The following is a 17,314-nucleotide window of genomic DNA, read 5'->3' on the forward strand; positions in this document are numbered from 1 at the left end:
ATGGAGCCTGCCCATGCAACTGCTGACCTTACCGCCCTCGCCCGCTCTGGCCACCTCGATCCGCGCCACGGCGCAGGTATTCGAAGACCCTAAATCCCAGGCCTTGCTCGCCCACATTCAACAAGTCGCGCCGAGTGAAGCCAGCGTGCTGATCATCGGCGAAACCGGCACCGGCAAGGAGCTGGTGGCGCGGCATATCCACAACCTCAGCGCCCGGCGCAACCGGCCATTTGTGGCGGTGAACTGCGGCGCGTTCTCCGAATCTTTGGTGGAGGCCGAGCTGTTCGGCCATGAAAAAGGTGCCTTCACCGGTGCGTTGAGCGCCAAGGCCGGCTGGTTCGAAGAGGCCGACGGCGGCACCTTGTTCCTCGACGAAATCGGCGATTTGCCGATGGCGATTCAGGTCAAGTTGTTGCGGGTATTGCAGGAGCGCGAAGTGGTGCGACTGGGTTCGCGCAAGAGCATTCCCATCAATGTCCGTGTGCTGGCGGCGACCAACGTGCAATTGGAGAAAGCCATCAACGCCGGGCATTTCCGTGAGGATTTGTACTACCGCCTCGACGTGGTCAGCCTGGAATTGAGCCCGCTGCGCGACCGCCCCGGCGACATCCTGCCGCTGACCCGGCACTTCGTCGAAGCCTACAGCCAGCGCCTTGGCTACGGCACCATCACCATCAGCAAAGAGGCCGAACTGAAACTGCGCGGCTACAGCTGGCCGGGCAACATCCGCGAACTGGAAAATGTCATTCACCACACCTTGCTGATCTGCCGTAACGGCGTGATCGAACGCGACGACCTGCGCCTGTCGAACATGCGCATCGAGCGTCAGGACGATAACCACAGCAGCGTCGACGATTCACCCGAAGCCCTGCTCAATCGGGCCTTTCAAAAGCTCTTCGAAGAACAGGCCGGGGCGCTGCACGAGAAAGTCGAAGACGCGTTGCTGCGAGCCGCCTATCGATTCAGCCATTACAACCAGGTGCACACCGCTGCGCTGCAGGGCTTGAGCCGCAACGTAACCCGTACGCGACTGATCAAGATTGGCGAACTGGCGGTAAACAAACGCCGGCCCACGGAAAACCTTCAGGGCGAGCGTGTCATGCAGCTGTCGATCTAACCCACCAGATTGCAGTGAAGCGCGTTGTCGTGGCTGCGTTCCAGGCTGTGCAGCACCTGGAACGAGCCGAAGGTCACGGCTTTCGCCTGATGGGCGCGAATCAGCTGCCAGAAATCCTGCTCGCCGCTTTCAAAGCTTTGAAACGCGGCTTCTCCCGCCTCGCGTGTTTGCCATTGCAGGTAGTTGAGCACCCGCCGGCCATCGTCGCTGGCCTGGATGCTGGCACTCAGAAAACCGCTGTAACCCTGGGCGAGACGCTCGGTCTGCTTCGACAGTGCTGACACCAGTGCGGGTTGTTGATGGGGTTCGATCTCGAATTCGATCAATTGGGTGAAACTGCGATTTTTCTCTGACGCTTGCATGAAAAGTCCCCACTGACGTGTAAGCCGGATCTTGCGATCCGAAGGCCTGCAGGGTAAAACCTCGAGTTAACTTGAGGTCAAGGGGCATTTTTTAAATGATCACCTCGGAAAATCTGCACAAGGAACTCACCGTCGGCCAAGTGGCTGCGCGTAGCGGCGTCGCGGTCACGGCACTGCACTTTTACGAATCCAAGGGTTTGATTAAAAGTAATCGCAACCAAGGCAACCAGCGGCGTTATCCACGGGAAGTGTTGCGGCGGGTGGCGTTGATCAAAGTGGCTCAGCGATTGGGCATTCCGTTAGCGGAGATTGGCGAGGCCCTCAAGTCCCTGCCGGATAACCGCGCCCCGACGGCGGCGGACTGGAAGGTGTTGTCGGCGCAGTGGAGTCGGGATCTGGATGAGCGGATCAATCAGCTGACCTTGCTGCGGGACAAGCTCAATGGCTGCATTGGTTGTGGGTGTTTGTCGATGGAGGCGTGTCCGTTGCGCAACTTTGGCGATGTGCTGGGGGAACGCGGGCCGGGGCCGCAGCTCTTGGAATCGGGGGCTGATCCTAAATAGCAGTGCGGCCATCGCGGGCAAGCCTTGCTCCTACAGGTTTTGTGTCGTTTGTGATTATTGCGAACGACACAAAACCTGTAGGAGCAAGCGGTGCGGCGGTCCGACTTGCCCGCGATGGCGTCCCTCCAGTCGACGAGGTTTTAGAACCCCGGTGCAATCTGCCCTTTGTAGCGGGTCAAAATGAACTGCCGAACCTCATCCGAATTCAACGCCTTGGCCAGTTTCTGCAAACCCGGATCATTGATGTTGTCCGGCCGCGCGACCAGAAACTCGACGTACAGACTCTTGCCCTTCTCGACGATCAACGCGCTGTTGGTATCGATCCCCGCTTCCAGGGCGTAGTTGGCAAAAACAAACGCCAGGTCCACCTGGCTCACCGAACGCGCCAGCAGCGCTCCCTCCAGTTCACGGATTTTCAGGTGTTTGGGGTTTTCGATGATGTCGCGCTGAGTGGCCAGGGTGTTGCTCGGGTCCTTGAGTTTGATCAGGCCGGCTTCGTGTAGCAGAACCAGCGCACGGCCAGTGTTCACCGGGTCATTGGGAATCGACACCGTGGCGCCATCCTTCAGCTCGGCGATGTTTTTGATCCTGGTCGAGTAAGCGCCAAACGGTTCGATGTGCACACCGACCACCGGCACCAGATCGGTATGGCGGGTTTTGTTGAAGTCATCGAGAAATGGCCGGTACTGGTAATAGTTGGCGTCGAGGTTCTTCAACGCCAGTTGCTGGTTGGGCTGGATGAAGTCGGTGAAGACCTTGATGTCCAGGTCCACGCCTTCCTTGGCCAGGGTCGGTTTGACGAATTCGAGGATCTCCGCGTGCGGCACCGGGGTGGCGCCGACGATGAGTTTTTCGTTGGCGTGAGCGTTGAACGACAGGACGGCAGCCAGAATGGCCAGGGTCTTTTTCATGCTGTGCTCCTAGGCAGATTGAGTGGCCGTCGTGGGGCGGACGTTGGGCCGATTTTTAATGGTTGAATCGAGTTTTTATCGTCGGCTGTAGCGCGCCACCAGTCGGTCGCCGGTCATTTGCAATGCCTGGACCAGGATCAACAACAGCACCACGGTGACCACCATCACGTCAGTCTGAAAACGCTGATAGCCGTAGCGGATCGCCAGGTCGCCAAGACCGCCGCCACCGATCACCCCAGCCATTGCGGTGTAATCCACCAGCACAATGGCGGTCACCGTGACCGCAGCCAGCAACCCTCCCCGCGCTTCGGGCAACAAGGTGTGGCGGATGATCTGCCAAGTGGTGCCGCCCATGGCCTGGGTCGCTTCGACGACCCCGCGATCGACTTCGCGCAACGCGGTTTCCACCAGCCGCGCGAAGAACGGCGTGCAACCCACCACCAGCGGCGGGATAGTCCCCGGCACGCCCAGTGAAGTGCCGACCAACAACGTGGTCAGGGGAATCAGCACGATCAGCAAAATGATGAACGGCAGCGAACGCAGCATGTTCACGATCACCGAAAGCACCCGATACACACCGACCGCTTTATGCAATTGGCGCTTGCCGGTGAGGAACAGCACCACGCCCAGCGGCAACCCCAGCAGCACGGTAAAACCGAGGGCGGCACCGAGCATGCTCAGGGTGTCGAGGCAGGCCTGGGCGATGTCGGCCCAATAGATGTTTTTCAACCACTCGGCCATGGTCACGACCAGTCGTGTCGCGGTGGTTTGACGCCATTGAGCAGCCAATTGCCGACCACGTGGTACTTCCAGCGCACCGGGTCATGCAGGGTATGGACCCGAGCGTTGCGCCAGTGGCGGTCGAAGTTGTGTTTCCTCAGGGTCGAGCGAGTGCCGCCGAGTTCGAAGAGTTTGTTGCTGGCTTCGATGGCGATTTCGGTGGTCAGCACTTTGGCTTTGGCGACGGCCAAGGAGGCTAGCGCGACGTTGTCTTCGTCAGGTGCCGAACGTGCGGCATCCAGCGCCCAACCGGCGCGTTCCAGCAAGGCTTCGGCCGCGTCCAGACGAATCTCCAGGCCGCCGACCTGAATGATGGTCAGCGGATCTTCACTGGCTTTTTCCACACCCGCGTCGATCCACGGCCGAGCGAATTGCTGAACGAACGCGATGGTGTCACGCAGGGCCGCGCGGGCGATGCCTGCGTCAATGGCGGCGGTGGTCAACTGCGCGAACGGGCCCGCCAGGGTGGGTGTTTCATAAGAGCGATAGGTCGGGAACAGATTGAACGCCGAAACGTGCAAGTCCTCAGCCAGCACCGTGCCGCTGGAGGTGGTGCGCTGACCGATGCTGTCCCAATCGTCGACGATCACCAGTCCTTGGGTGCCGCGCTCGACAAAGGCCAACTGGCCCTTCTGCTCTTCATCCAGCGCCAGCACCGCCAGCCAGTGGGCGTAGAGCGAACCGGTGCAATAACCCTTGCGGCCATTGATCACATGGCCGTCGCCGAAACGGCGAATGGTCGCCTGAATATCCTGCACGTTCTTGCCGCCGGTTTCCGACAAGGCATTGGCAAAGCGGTGACCTTGCAGCGCCAGTCCGAAGAAGTGCGTTTGCTGTTCAGGCGTGCCTTGCAGGCGAATGTCTTCCAGCAGGCAATAGTGGTTTTGCGGGATTTGCCCCAGGGACGGATCGGCCGCCGAGATGATCGCGATGACCTGCGCCAGCACCGCATAGGACACCTGCGCGCCGCCGAACGCCTTCGGCACGCTGATGCCCCACAAACCGCTGTTGGAATACAGATCGACGATCTCGGCGGGCACTTGGCGGGTGCGGTCGCGTTCGGCGTCTTGCTCCAGTAACACCGCGGCAATGCGTCCGGCGACGCGCAAGGCTTCGGCTTCGTTGGCGATCCGATGGGCGGCCGGTGGGTTGATCGGATAAACGGCAGATTCAGGCATACAAGGCTCTCGGCACCAATGTTTGCCAGAGGGCATTGCAGCTTCTGTGCCTGACCGTCCGAGCCACTGTTTTCGGGGGTGTTCTGGGCAGCTCAGAGGCTTTTTTCATGAGCAACCCGAGCAATCTGCTGCTGCGCTGTTGATGGCTGAACAGTGGTGCTGCTCGTCGGACACTCGGTTGCAGAAAAGAGGCTGACCTATAGTTATCCGGCCGGAAAACGGCACAGGATCTTTCTCGACTGACAACAAAAACAGGGAGAACAGCCATGAGCGTCAAACCTATTCCAGAGGGTTATCACAGCATCACCCCGTATCTGGGCATTCAAAAAGCGGCGGAAGCCATCGAGTTCTACAAGAAAGCCTTTGGTGCCACCGAAGTCATGCGCCTGTCCATGCCCGATGGCGGCATCGGCCATGCCGAACTGCGTATTGGCGATTGCCCGATCATGCTGGGCACGCCGTGCGATCAGGGTCCATTGAGCAATCCGGACAAGTCGCCGTCCGTAGGGCTGCATCTGTATGTGAACGATGTGGACAAGTCCTATAAACAGGCGATTGCGGCTGGCGGCATAGTGGTGTCCGAGGTCAAGGATCAATTTTATGGCGACCGCTCGGGAACCTTGAAGGATCCCTATGGGCATCTGTGGTTTCTGGCCACGCGCAAGGAAGATCTGACTCAGCAACAGATCGAGCAGCGAGCGCAGGAAATGTTTAAACAAGGTTAAACCCACTCGCCTGCTGCCAAGTGCACAACGCACATGGCTCTGTAGGAGCAAAGCTTGCTCGCGATAGCGGTAGTCCAGTCAACATCAATGTTGAATGACTGCAAGCAATCGCGAGCAAGCTTTGCTCCTACAGAAATCAGCCAAGTGGTTTCTGGCCACGCGCAAGGAAGATCTGACTCAAGAGCAGATCGAGCAGCGAGCGCAGGAGATGTTTAAACAGGGTTAAACCCACTCGCCTTCTGCCAAGTGCACAACGCACATGGCTCTGTAGGAGCAAAGCTTGCTCGCGATAGCAGTAGCCCAGTCAACATCAATGTTGAATGACAGAAAGCAATCGCGAGCAAGCTTTGCTCCTACAGAAATCAGCCAAACGATATCGCGAAACATTTTCTTTCATATCCCCCTTCGGGATTTTCGATGCTCATCCGTCTTATTTAGATGCAGTCGGCCCGCGTAGGCAAAAGCCACGGCCCGGCCTTTCATGGACCTCATCGCTGGAAGCCCACAGCAGAGGCCATCTCATCGAAACAAGACCTTTAATCATGTCGAAGAAATCCCGTTCAAAACTCTGGTTTCTGGTCCATAGCTGGCTGGCATTGCCGATCTGGTTTTTCGTACTGATCGTGTGCGTGACCGGCACTCTGGCGGTGGTCAGCCAGGAAATCGTCTGGCTGGCCGAACCGCAAATGCGCGCCAGCCAACCCTCGGACGATGCGCCGCTGCTCAGCTATGACCAGATCATCGCCGCCATCAAGAAGGCTGAGCCCAACACTCTGGTTGAGGCCATCAGCCGACCCGATGAATCGCACTTCGCCCTCGACGTGGACGTCAGCTACCCCGACGGTCGCTCGGTGACGGTTTACGTCAATCCCTACAGCGGCGTGATTCAGGGCACTGCTCCACAATTCAATTTCAAGGCGTTTACCCGCGCCCTGCATGGCTGGTGGCTGGTGCCGTTCACCAACGGTTACAGCTGGGGCTGGTACCTGGTCTCATTCCTGAGCTTGCCGCTGCTGGCGTCGTTGGTCACCGGGCTGGTGGTCTACAAGCGCTTCTGGAAAGGATTCTTGCGACCGACGTTGCGCATTCGGCACGGCGCGCGGATTTTCTGGGGCGACTTTCATCGCCTCAGCGGCATCTGGTCGATCTGGTTCATCGCGGTGATTTCCATCACCAGCACCTGGTTCCTGATTCAGGCGTTCATGTTCGATAACCAGATTTCGATTTCCACCGCGCCGGTGGCGGCCGTGGTCCCGCGTGAAAGTGTCCCGCTGACTGCCGACGGTTCGCCAGCGCCAATGATTAGCCTGGAGACGGCAATCCGCGAAGCCAAGGAACGTATTCCCGGCCTGGACGACAGCTTCGTCAGCCTGCCCGCCAATGCCTATAGCTACCTCTCGGTGGGCGGGCGCAGTTGGTATCCGCTGATGTTCCAGACCGCCGACATCAACCCGTACACCGGCGACATCGCCGCCACCCGCCTGTTGTCGGACCGTTCCGGCCTGGAACTGGTGACCGAGTCCATGCGTCCGCTGCACACCGGGGATTTCGGCGGCATCTGGATCAAGCTGATCTGGTTCTTCTTCGGCCTGATCCTGAGCATGATGGTGCTCAGCGGCCTGTTGATCTGGACCAAACGCACGGCCCTGGCCACGGCCAATGCCCTCAAGCGCAGCCATAAACGCCCGCGCAGTCAGGTCGCTCCGGCCGCTCGCCATGAAACCACGGAGGTCAGCCTATGAGCCTGTTCGCCGCTGATAAACCGGGCTCGAAACTGAGCCGTTTCTGGCACAAATGGCGCTTCCACATCAACGTTCTGTTGTTGCTGGTGCCGCTGGGGTTCATGCCCAAGTACTTCGCCGACGCTGCGCTGTTTCGCGGTGACACCGGCCTGGGTGAGCGGGAAATCGGCGAGGTCCAGGTAGGCCCCTGGAGCCTGCGCCTGGCCGAGTTGCGCAACGAAGCCCCGACCCTTGATGGTCCGGCCGGCTACATGAAGAGCTTCAATGCGGCGCTGTGCGACAGCTGCCGCGATCAGGTCAAGGCGACGTACCTGCGTATTGGCAAACCGCGCAGCCTGCGCGCTGCCGGGGTGATTTTCTTCGGCACGCCGTACCGCATGGGCGCGATGTTGCCGATCCCCGAGAAGACCAAAGCCGACGCCGAGCTGTGGATCACCATGGAAGGCTGGGATGGCGCCATGCATCAGGCCTCCGTCCCCCTGAGCCAGGCATCCCCGGCCACCCTCGCCTGGCTGAACCAACAAGGAGGCAAACCATGATCAACGCTTTACGTCCTTTGAGCGCCGCGTTGCTGGTGCTCTGCGCCGGTTTCAGCGCCAGCGCCCTGGCCCACAACCCGATGTGCGAATGCAAAGCCATCGACGCCGAGCAGATCAAATGTACCGGCGGTTTCTCCGACGGCAGCGGCGCGCCGGGGGTGACCCTGGACGTGATCGGCTACGACGAAACCATCCTGGTGCCGGGCAAGCTCGGCGCCGATTCGAGCCTGACTTTCAAGAAGCCCGGCGCCGAGTTCTACGTGCTGTTCGATGCCGGCCCCGGCCACGTCGTCGAGATCGACCAAGCGGACATCGAAGCCCCATGAGTACGCCAACCACGCAAGTCGTCCGCCCGGCCGGTGCCGGCCACGAAACCCTCTATGTGCTGTTGTTGTGCCTGATGATCCTCGCGGTTGCCGGTTCGGTAGTCGCCTGGCGCGGCGAGTCCCAGGCAGTCAGCAGCGTTGGCAGCCATCAACTGGATGCCCGCCGTGACTTGAGCGCGTCCGAGCAAGGCATCTACGCCGACCTGCGGGTGACGCTCGACGAAATTCATCTGTTACGTCAGGAGCAACAGGCGCTACCCGCCCCCGCCACCCTCGCCGATGAGGGTTTTGCGCCGTTCGCCCAGGATGCCAGTTCCGTCAGCCGCGGCGCTCATGCCTGGCAATTGCTCGACGCCAAGGCTTACTTCGGCCAGAGCCAGACGCCCACCGTGGCGGGTTCGTTTCTGATGCGCTTGACCGCTGACGACGATGCACCGGACGTCTGGCTCAACCGTGGCAACGCCCTCGCTGCCCCGACAGACCTCACCGACGCCGCGCTGGAAAGCGCTGGCTGGCAGCAGATCGTCGCGCAATTCGATGCCGGCGTGACTCGCCAGCACCGGCACTGAACCCTCGCCTTCACCCGAGAGAAGATCGCTTTCCCATGCCTATTTCATCTCAACGTTCTTTCTTGCGCCTGATGTTGGTCGGCTTACTGGCTTGCCTGCTGACCCCGCTGGCCAGTGCCGACGAGGCCAAGCGCCTGCGCATCGGCATCACCCTGCACCCTTATTACAGCTACGTGGCGAACATCGTCGGTGACAAGGCCGAGGTGGTGCCGCTGATTCCGGCCGGTTTCAACCCGCATGCCTACGAGCCGCGCGCCGAAGACATCAAGCGCATCAGCGGGCTGGACGTGGTCGTGCTCAACGGTGTCGGTCATGACGACTTCGCCGACCGCATGATCGCCGCCAGCGAAACCCCGAACATCCCGGTGATCGAAGCCAACGAAAACGTGCCGCTGTTGGCCGCCACCGGCGTTGCCGCTCGCGGCGCCGGCAAGGTCGTAAACCCGCACACTTTCCTGTCGATCAGCGCCTCGATTGCCCAGGTCAACAACATCGCCCGGGAACTGGGCAAGCTCGACCCGGCCAACGCCAAGACCTACACCCAGAACGCCCGCGCCTACGGCAAACGCCTGCGGCAGATGCGCGCCGACGCCCTGGCGAAACTGACCCAGGCACCGAACGCCGAACTGCGAGTGGCCACGGTTCACGCGGCTTACGATTATTTGCTGCGCGAATTCGGCCTGGAAGTGACGGCCGTGGTCGAACCGGCGCACGGTATCGAACCAAGCCCGAGCCAGTTGAAAAAGACCATCGATCAACTGCGTGAACTGGACGTGAAAGTGATCTTCTCGGAGATGGATTTCCCGTCCACCTACGTCGAGACCATCCAGCGTGAATCCGGGGTGAAGCTGTACCCGCTGTCGCACATTTCCTATGGCGAATACACCGCCGACAAGTACGAAAAGGAAATGACCGGCAACCTCAACACGGTGGTTCGGGCGATTCAGGAGTCTGGTAAATGACGGCTAAAGAAACCATCACCGCACAAAACCCCGGCCCGATCGACCCCGAATCCCCTGTGGGAGCGACGGTGCGACGATTCGACCTGCTCGCGAAGAGGGAGTGTCAATCGACATCTATGTTGACTGCCCCACCGCAATCGCGAGCAGGCTCACTCCCACAGGTTTCGGGGCCGGCGCTGGATTTTGCGGAGGTCAGCCTGACGCTGGGTCGCACGACGATCCTCGACAACGTCACTTTTCAGGTTCAGCCCGGCAGTGTGCATGCGCTGGTCGGCCCCAACGGTGGCGGCAAGAGTTCGCTGATCAAGACCTTGCTCGGGCAGATGCCGCATCAGGGGCGCTTGAGTCTGCAATGGCCCGGCACACCGGGAACCATCGGTTACGTGCCCCAAGCCCTGGAGTTCGATCGGGGTTTGCCGATGACCGTCGACGATTTCATGGCCGCGATGTGCCAGCGGCGCCCGGCATTCCTCGGCTTGAGCAAGCACTACGCCGCCGCTATTGGCGAAGCCCTGGAACGGGTCGGCATGCAGGACAAACGCAAGCGGCGCATGGGGGCGTTGTCCGGCGGTGAGCGTCAGCGTGTGTTGCTGGCTCAAGGGTTGATTCCGGCGCCGCAATTGTTGGTGTTGGATGAACCGATGTCGGCGCTCGACGAGGCCGGCATTCAGGTATTCGAACGGCTGCTCGGCGACTGGCGCCAGAGCGGCATCACCGTGCTGTGGATCGAGCATGATCTGGAAGCCGTGGGTCGTCTGGCGGATCGGGTCACCGGGCTCAATCGCCGGGTGTTGTTCGATGCCACTCCGAAACAGGCGCTGACCCCGGAACGCCTGCTGAGCCTGTTCTCGACCCATCCTCGGAGCGCTGCCTGATGAGTTATGAAGCCTTTCGTTTGATGGTCCAGGGTTGGGCCTCGTCGGGTTATCTGCCCGAGGCGCTGGCCTATGGATTTGTGGTCAACGCGTTGCTCGCCGGCTTGCTGATCGGCCCGGTGCTGGGCGGTTTGGGTACGTTGGTGGTGGTCAAGCGCTTCGCGTTTTTCTCCGAAGCGGTGGGCCACGCGGCGCTGACCGGCGTGGCCATCGGCATTCTGCTGGGCGAACCGTACACCGGGCCTTACGGCAGCCTGTTCGGCTACTGCTTGTTGTTTGGCATCTTGCTGAACTATCTGCGTAACCGCACAGGTCTGGCGCCGGATACCTTGATCGGTGTGTTTCTGTCGGTGTCGTTGGCGCTGGGTGCCAGTCTGCTGCTGATTCTGGCGGGCAAGATCAACGTGCACATCCTCGAAAACGTGTTGTTCGGTTCGGTGTTGACCGTAAACGGCAATGACCTGCTGGTGTTGGCCATCGTAGGTTCACTGGTCATGGCGCTGGCCTTGCCGCTGTACAACCGCATCATGCTGGCCAGTTTCAATCCGCAACTGGCGGCGGTCCGTGGCGTGGCAGTGAAGACCCTGGATTATCTGTTTGTGATTCTGGTGACCCTGATCACCGTGGCGGCGGTGAAAGTCATCGGCGCGATTCTGGTTGGTGCCCTGCTGGTGATTCCGGCGGCAGCTGCACGATTGCTGAGTCAGTCGCTGAAGGGCTTCTTCTGGTGTTCGGTGCTGATCGCTACGGTCAGCACGCTGTGCGGGATTCTCGCGCCGATTGTCTTCGACCTGCCTATCCCGTCCGGCGCCGCGATCATTCTGGTGGCCGGTATCGCCTTCGCTCTCGCCGCCATTGCGCGTGGCGTTGTCCCCAGTCTGAAAGGGAATCTCGGATAAATGTCTTTTACTTTGCGTCAACTGACCCTGGCCGTAGCCCTGTGCGGGCTGGTCAACACAACCTTTGCAGCGGACAGCGCCAAACCGCTGCGCGTGCTGGCGTCCTTGCCGATCACTTATGGTCTGGGTGAAGTCTTGCTCAAAGGCACCGACGTCAACCTTGAACGTGCCGCGCCGGCGAACCTGCCCGGCAGCCGTCAGACCGCGTACTTCACAGGTCGTGGCGCTCCGGCGCTGGCCAAACTGGCGACCGACGCCGATGCGGTGATTGGTCTGCGTTCGCTGTGGGCGGATGATCCGCTTTACCCGATCTCCCGGCGTAGCAACATCCGCATCGTCGAGGTCGACGCCGCCCGCCCGGTGGACGGCGCCTTGCCCGGCATCGCCGTGCAGCCTGGCAACAAGATCGATGGATTAAGCAGTCAGCCGTGGTTTTCCAGCAACAACATGGGGCGGATGGCGGACGTCATGGCGGCGGACCTGGTGCGCCTGGCGCCCGAGGCCAAGCCGAAGATCGAGGCCAACCTGGCGGCGCTCAAACAGCGTTTGCTCAAGTTCAGCGCCGACAGCGAAGCGCGGCTGGCCAGTGCCGACAACCTCAGCGTGATGAGCCTGAGCGATCACTTTGGCTATCTGATCGGCGGCCTCAATCTCGAGCTGATCAGCCTGGATGCGCGGCCGGATGCCGAGTGGACAGCTGAAGCGCTCAAGCAATTGGGTGTGACGCTGAAGGACAATGACGTGGCGGTGGTGTTGCACCATCGACAGCCGTCGGAGGCGGTGAAAGCGGTGATTGCCGAGGCAGGGAGTCGGTTGGTGGTGTTGAGTGTGGATGCGGCGGATCCGGTGGCCGAGCTGGAAGGGAATGTGGATTTGCTGATCAAGGGGTTGAGCGGCAAGCCATCGGCCTAAGATCAAAAGATCGCAGCCTCGTTTCACTCGACAGCTCCTACAGGTTTTGTGGAGTCATCGTAGGAGCTGTCGAGTGAAACGAGGCTGCGATCTTTTGATGTTCATCCCTAACAAAAAGCCCGCTGACCGATATCGGTTCAGCGGGCTTCTTTATGCGCGGTGACTTTAGTGAGCCACAGCCGCTTGTTCTTCCATTTTCTGGCGCAGGCTCAGCGGACGCATGTCAGTCCAGGTTTCTTCAATGTAAGCCAGGCATTCCTTCTTCAATCCGCTCTTGCCCACGGTGCGCCAGCCTGCAGGCACGGCTTTGTAGTCGGGCCAGATCGAGTACTGCTCTTCGTGGTTGACTACGACCTGAAAGAGGATGTCCTCGCGGTCGAATACTGAAGTCATGGTGTTTCTCCATCGCTGTAGGGTGGGCTGCACTGCGTGCGCAGCCGTTATGTAGAAGGAACGTTCCAGCTGCCGAAAAATTTAGAGGCTGGCGGTGGCAGCGGCCATGGCCCTGCCGAAAATCTCGGCTACCCGATCGATTTCCGCGGCAGTGATCACCAGCGGCGGCAGGAAACGCACCACGCCGCCATGACGGCCGCCCAGTTCAAGGATCAAACCGCGCTTGAGGCATTCACGCTGCACCAGCGGCGCCAGACGACCGAAAATCGGCGGATGACCCAGCGCATCCCGCTCGCCAGCCGGATCGACCAGTTCAACACCCAGCATCAAGCCGCGCCCCCGGATATCGCCCAGTTGCGGGAAGTCCCGTTGCAGGATGTGCAAGTGTTCACTCAGGCGTTCACCCATGGCGGCAGCGTGCTCGCAGACCTTGTGTTCGGTCAGGTAACGCATCACCGCAGAACCTGCGGCCATGGCCATTTGATTGCCACGGAAGGTTCCGGCATGGGCGCCCGGAAGCCAGGTGTCGAGCCAGTCGCGATAGACCACCACCGCCAGCGGCAAACTGCCGCCGATGGCTTTGGACATGACCACCACGTCCGGAATGATCCCGGCGTGTTCGAAGGCGAACATCTTGCCGGTGCGGGCAAAACCGCTCTGAATCTCGTCGACGATCAGCGCCACGCCGGCCTTTTCGGTAATCCGCCGCAGACCGCGCAGCCAGTCGAGATCGGCCGGGATAACCCCGCCCTCGCCTTGCACCACTTCAACGATCACCGCTGCGGGTAATTGCACGCCGGCTTCTGGATCATTCAGCAAGTTGTCCAGGTAGTTGAGATTGACCTTCACACCTTGCGCGCCGCCGAGCCCGAACGGGCAGCGGTAATCGTAGGGATACGGCATGAACTGCACGCCGCTGCTGAGCAAGGCGCCCAAGGGTTTCTTCGGCCCCAGGCTGCCCATCAGGCTCAGCGCGCCCTGGCTCATGCCGTGATAACCGCCCTGAAACGACAACACGGTGCTGCGTCCGGTGGCGGTGCGTACCAGTTTCAGCGCGGCTTCCACCGCGTCGGTGCCGGTCGGGCCGCAGAACTGGATCCGGGCTTCAGCGGCCAAAGCCGGCGGCAGCAGACCGAACAGGTCCTGGACGAATTGATCCTTGACCGGGGTCGTCAGGTCGAGGGTGTGCAGCGGCAGTTCATCCGTCAGCACTTGCTGGATCGCTTTGATCACCACCGGATGGTTGTGCCCAAGGGCCAACGTCCCTGCGCCGGCCAGGCAGTCGATGAAACGGCGGCCTTCGACGTCTTCGACATAAATGCCCTTGGCACGTTTGAGGGCCAGGGGAATGCGTCGCGGATAGCTGCGGGCATTCGATTCCTGCTGATTTTGACGGGCCAGCAGTGGCGATTCGTTGAACTGATAAAGCGTCTCGGTCGGCGCCGGAGTGATCCGGGCCGACTGATCTTCCATAAGGCTGGTAGCGACTGACATCTCTCGACCCCTCAATAAGGTTTTCCTGTTGTGGAAACGCATCAGGGCGCCGAGGATTTAGACCCTCGATCAGCTTTCTATGAAGGGGGTGTCAGCGCTTTGTGCATGGGAATGGCGTGGAGCCCGGCTACGGCGAAGGTTTCAGCGCAAGGGTGGTAACCCAGATGACGGTAAAACGCTTCACTGGTGCGGGTGCTGTTAAGTCGTGCCTGGCGCAAACCCTGATCGGTCAACCAGCCTTCGAGGTCATGCACCAGCGCTTGCCCGGCCCCGCGACGAAACCATTCCGGTTGCACGTAACAAAACGCAACTTTGCCGCTGATCGCAGCCATCGCAACGCCGACCGGTTTGTCCTGCAACAGGGCGATGTTCAGGTACAACCGCTCGTCGGTCAGCCAGGGCTGCACGTGCTCGATGGTCTTGTTGTGGGTCCAGGTGGCGACGGTGAGCGGATCGTTGCGATGGTCGAGCGCGCAACCCACGCGGATGGATCGCTCGACGATCCGGCTGATGATGCCGGCGTCGGCGGGGGTTGCCTTGCAAATGTGTAGGGGGGCATCCATGGCGCTGTTACCTCAATCCATTGAGAGAAAGCTGCTGCCGGGGACGATAGCGCTGCGGGGAGCGGGTGGCTAATGGGGAGACGTTACATTAGATGTGCATCGCCGATCCTTGTAGGAGCTGAGCTTGCTCGCGATGGCGTCCGTACAGTCAACATCACCGTTGAATGTACGGACGCCATCGCGAGCAAGCTCAGCTCCTACAGGGATCTATCAAACCGGTTGCAACGGCATGGTCAGTTCGACTCGCAATCCGTCCGGCCGACTGTCGAAATGCAACGTACAACCACAGCGCTGGACAATCGCCTGAACAATCGCCAGACCCAGACCGCAGCCGGTGCTCTGGCCGTTGCGCCAGAAGCGTTGGGTCAAATGTTGCAGATCGTCTTCGGCAATCCCCGGCCCGTGGTCGCGAACCACAAACTGCACGCGGTTGCCGGTGGTTTGCAGGCTCAACTCCACCGCGCCGTCGCCCGGGGTATGCCGCAGCGCGTTGTCCAGCAGGTTACGTAGCGCGGCAATCGACAGCACCGCGGGCATTTGCACCGGGGCGTGGGAGATTTTCGGCGGCAGCTGAAATTTGATCCGCTGACGATCACCGCTGGCGGCGTCCTGAATCGCCAGTTTCGCCACCTGCTCGGCGCTGCATTGCACGCCGTCATCGAACGACAGACTGCCCTCGACCCGCGCCAGCAACAGCAATTGCTCCAGGGTCCGGTGCAGGCGATCCGCGCCCTCTTCGGCCCGGGCCAGGGATTGATCCCGGGCCGCGCCGTCGGTCATGCGCGCCACTTGCAGGTGGGTCTTGATCGCCGTCAGCGGGCTGCGCAATTCATGGGCGGCGTCACCGGTAAGACGGCGTTCCCGTTCGATGGTCTTGCCGATCCGTTGGAACAACTGATTCTGGGTGTCCAGCAACGGTTGCAGTTCGCTGGGCAGCGGCTGGATTTGCAAGGGTTCGAGAGAATCGGCGCTGCGGCGCATCAAGGCATCGCGCATGCGATTCAGCGGCGCCAGCCCCTGGCCGATCCCCAGCCAGAGCAGGCACAGGCAGCCGAGCAAGGCCACGCCCACCGGCACCGAAGCGGCCAGCAGGATCGACATGTTCAGTGCCTCACGTTCGATCTGCCGGTCGGCGGTGGTGATGCGCACGTCGCCGCGCGCCAGGGTGAAACTGCGCCACGGCGCACCATCGATCATCTGATCGTGGAAGCCCATCTTCTCGGCTTCGAGGGTTTGTTGCGGATCGGTGTGACTGCGGGCGAGGATTTCGCCGCGCAATGAACTGACCTGGCAAGCCATGCCGCCGGGGAGGTTCAGTTGTTCAGCGCTGAAATGGGTGCCCTCGCCCTTGCTCGGCAATGGCGGCAATTGCTCCATCAGGCCGGCGACCATGCGTGCCGAGGCCACCAGCCGCTGGTCGAGGGAAAACATCATCTGATTGCGCAGGTCACTGAGCATCCAGGCCGCCGCCAACGCCCAGATCAGCGCAAACGCGGCGCCGAGTGTCAGGCTCAGGCGCAAACGCAGGCTCATCACTTTTTCAAACCCTCTGCGCCATCGGCCGGTCCCAGGCGATAGCCCAGGCCGCGCACCGTCTCGACAATGCCATTGCCGAGTTTGCGCCGCAGGTGATGGATATGCACATTGAGAGCGTTGCTTTCCAGCTCATCGTTAAAACCATAAACGCTGTCTTTCAGTTGCTCGGTCGACAGCACCCGGCCCCGGTTATGCAGCAAGGCCTGCAACAGCGACTGCTCACGACGGGAAAGGTCCACCGGCTGGCCGCCGAGCATGGTTTCGCGGCTGCTTGGGTCGTAGGTCAGGCGACCATGTTCGATCAGGTTGACGCTACGCCCCGCCACTCGTCGCAGCAGGGTGTGCAGGCGCGCGGCGAGTTCGCGCAGGTCGAAAGGCTTGAGCAAGTAATCGTCAGCGCCGGCCTGCAAGCCGTCAACACGGTCGGTGACTGAATCCCGGGCGGTGAGGATCAACACCGGGATTTCCAGACCGCTGTGTCGCAATTGCTGCAGCAGCTTCAACCCGTCTTCATCGGGCAGACCGAGGTCGAGCACCATCACATCGAACTCGGCGACCTTGAGCATCGCCCGGGCCGCCGACGCGGTGGCGACATGCTCCACGGTCAGGCCCTGTGCGGTGAGGCCGGCGACAATGCCACTGGCAATCAGCTCATCGTCTTCGCAAACCAGTACGTGCATGGGAACTCCATGAGCAAAGACCCTAGTCAAACAGGTGAGGATTAAGTCGCAATTATGGCAAGGGCTTCGGCTGACGAGAAGCAGGGCTTGCATTCACGTCGCAGGGATCAATTCAACGCAATACATATGTACCGCACCCGTGCGTCCCCTTCTCAATAGCCTGTGTCGGGTAGTACTTAAATTCAACT

The 17,314-nt window shown here is 60.7% G+C and carries 20 protein-coding genes and 1 pseudogene; 12 read left to right on the forward strand and 9 right to left on the reverse strand.

What is annotated here, in order from left to right:
- Positions 1–13 precede the first annotated feature (13 nt).
- Entirely contained in the window at positions 14–1,117 is a 1,104-nt protein-coding gene (locus PMI27_RS15890) for a sigma-54 interaction domain-containing protein (protein ID WP_008156195.1), read from the forward strand.
- On the opposite strand, the gene PMI27_RS15885 is transcribed toward PMI27_RS15890, so the two are convergent.
- Positions 1,114–1,479 (reverse strand): antibiotic biosynthesis monooxygenase, encoded by a 366-nt coding sequence (locus tag PMI27_RS15885; RefSeq protein ID WP_008156193.1) that lies wholly within the window; start codon positions 1,477–1,479, stop codon positions 1,114–1,116. The two genes, PMI27_RS15890 and PMI27_RS15885, sit on opposite strands and share 4 nt — an antisense overlap.
- A gap of 95 nt (positions 1,480–1,574) precedes the next feature.
- On the opposite strand from PMI27_RS15885, the gene soxR reads away from it, so the two are divergent.
- Positions 1,575–2,042, forward strand: a complete 468-nt coding sequence (gene soxR / locus PMI27_RS15880; protein WP_008156191.1) for a redox-sensitive transcriptional activator SoxR — start codon at positions 1,575–1,577, stop codon at positions 2,040–2,042.
- Between the two features lie 140 nt (positions 2,043–2,182).
- Here the strand turns inward: soxR and PMI27_RS15875 are convergent, their stop codons facing one another.
- The 3 genes from PMI27_RS15875 to PMI27_RS15865 all read right to left on the reverse strand — a co-directional run bounded on the left by PMI27_RS15875 (position 2,183) and on the right by PMI27_RS15865 (position 4,911).
- Entirely contained in the window at positions 2,183–2,953 is a 771-nt protein-coding gene (locus tag PMI27_RS15875; protein WP_008156188.1) for a MetQ/NlpA family ABC transporter substrate-binding protein, read from the reverse strand.
- A gap of 75 nt (positions 2,954–3,028) precedes the next feature.
- A complete protein-coding gene (locus PMI27_RS15870; protein ID WP_008156187.1) occupies positions 3,029–3,694 on the reverse strand; it encodes a methionine ABC transporter permease in 666 nt (221 codons plus the stop codon).
- Between the two features lie 2 nt (positions 3,695–3,696).
- The gene (locus PMI27_RS15865; protein ID WP_008156185.1) at positions 3,697–4,911 is read right to left on the reverse strand and encodes an SfnB family sulfur acquisition oxidoreductase; all 1,215 of its coding nucleotides are present in this window, start codon (positions 4,909–4,911) and stop codon (positions 3,697–3,699) included.
- A 266-nt stretch (positions 4,912–5,177) separates the two neighbouring features.
- Between PMI27_RS15865 and PMI27_RS15860 the strand changes: the two genes are divergently transcribed.
- The 10 genes and pseudogenes from PMI27_RS15860 to PMI27_RS15820 all read left to right on the forward strand — a co-directional run bounded on the left by PMI27_RS15860 (position 5,178) and on the right by PMI27_RS15820 (position 12,460).
- Entirely contained in the window at positions 5,178–5,636 is a 459-nt protein-coding gene (locus tag PMI27_RS15860) for a VOC family protein (protein WP_008156183.1), read from the forward strand.
- 145 nt (positions 5,637–5,781) lie between these two features.
- Positions 5,782–5,862 (forward strand): annotated as a pseudogene (locus PMI27_RS31380) (VOC family protein); the annotation flags it as partial.
- A 316-nt stretch (positions 5,863–6,178) separates the two neighbouring features.
- A complete protein-coding gene (locus PMI27_RS15855; protein ID WP_008152770.1) occupies positions 6,179–7,378 on the forward strand; it encodes a PepSY-associated TM helix domain-containing protein in 1,200 nt (399 codons plus the stop codon).
- Positions 7,375–7,917 carry a hypothetical protein gene (locus tag PMI27_RS15850; RefSeq protein ID WP_008152768.1) on the forward strand — a complete coding sequence of 181 codons (543 nt, stop codon included), beginning with the start codon at positions 7,375–7,377 and terminating at the stop codon, positions 7,915–7,917. The genes PMI27_RS15855 and PMI27_RS15850 overlap by 4 nt, the downstream gene beginning before the upstream one ends.
- Positions 7,914–8,243, forward strand: a complete 330-nt coding sequence (locus tag PMI27_RS15845) for a hypothetical protein (RefSeq protein WP_008152767.1) — start codon at positions 7,914–7,916, stop codon at positions 8,241–8,243. Before PMI27_RS15850 ends, PMI27_RS15845 begins: the two co-directional genes overlap by 4 nt.
- Complete coding sequence (locus PMI27_RS15840; protein ID WP_008152765.1) at positions 8,240–8,812, forward strand: DUF6162 family protein; 573 nt, start codon at positions 8,240–8,242, stop codon at positions 8,810–8,812. The genes PMI27_RS15845 and PMI27_RS15840 overlap by 4 nt, the downstream gene beginning before the upstream one ends.
- A gap of 35 nt (positions 8,813–8,847) precedes the next feature.
- A complete protein-coding gene (locus PMI27_RS15835) occupies positions 8,848–9,774 on the forward strand; it encodes a metal ABC transporter substrate-binding protein (protein ID WP_008152763.1) in 927 nt (308 codons plus the stop codon).
- Between the two features lie 116 nt (positions 9,775–9,890).
- Positions 9,891–10,649: a metal ABC transporter ATP-binding protein gene (locus PMI27_RS15830; RefSeq protein ID WP_177327853.1), complete on the forward strand. Its 759-nt coding sequence runs from the start codon at positions 9,891–9,893 to the stop codon at positions 10,647–10,649.
- A complete protein-coding gene (locus PMI27_RS15825) occupies positions 10,649–11,548 on the forward strand; it encodes a metal ABC transporter permease (protein WP_003226663.1) in 900 nt (299 codons plus the stop codon). The genes PMI27_RS15830 and PMI27_RS15825 overlap by 1 nt, the downstream gene beginning before the upstream one ends.
- Positions 11,549–12,460 (forward strand): metal ABC transporter substrate-binding protein, encoded by a 912-nt coding sequence (locus PMI27_RS15820; RefSeq protein WP_008152759.1) that lies wholly within the window; start codon positions 11,549–11,551, stop codon positions 12,458–12,460.
- A 165-nt stretch (positions 12,461–12,625) separates the two neighbouring features.
- On the opposite strand, the gene PMI27_RS15815 is transcribed toward PMI27_RS15820, so the two are convergent.
- The 5 genes from PMI27_RS15815 to PMI27_RS15795 form a co-directional block, all read right to left on the reverse strand.
- Positions 12,626–12,853 (reverse strand): MbtH family protein, encoded by a 228-nt coding sequence (locus PMI27_RS15815; RefSeq protein WP_008152757.1) that lies wholly within the window; start codon positions 12,851–12,853, stop codon positions 12,626–12,628.
- 81 nt (positions 12,854–12,934) lie between these two features.
- Positions 12,935–14,347, reverse strand: a complete 1,413-nt coding sequence (locus tag PMI27_RS15810) for an aspartate aminotransferase family protein (protein WP_008152754.1) — start codon at positions 14,345–14,347, stop codon at positions 12,935–12,937.
- Positions 14,348–14,424: 77 nt separating this feature from the next.
- On the reverse strand, positions 14,425–14,910 hold the full coding sequence (locus PMI27_RS15805; RefSeq protein ID WP_008152752.1) for a GNAT family N-acetyltransferase: 486 nt from the start codon (positions 14,908–14,910) through the stop codon (positions 14,425–14,427).
- Positions 14,911–15,120: 210 nt separating this feature from the next.
- Positions 15,121–16,446 (reverse strand): ATP-binding protein, encoded by a 1,326-nt coding sequence (locus PMI27_RS15800; RefSeq protein ID WP_008152749.1) that lies wholly within the window; start codon positions 16,444–16,446, stop codon positions 15,121–15,123.
- Entirely contained in the window at positions 16,443–17,126 is a 684-nt protein-coding gene (locus PMI27_RS15795) for a response regulator (protein WP_008152746.1), read from the reverse strand. The genes PMI27_RS15800 and PMI27_RS15795 overlap by 4 nt, the downstream gene beginning before the upstream one ends.
- Between the last annotated feature and the right edge of the window lie 188 nt (positions 17,127–17,314).

Origin of the sequence: Pseudomonas sp. GM41(2012), assembly GCF_000282315.2 — a bacterium.
Lineage (GTDB): Bacteria > Pseudomonadota > Gammaproteobacteria > Pseudomonadales > Pseudomonadaceae > Aquipseudomonas.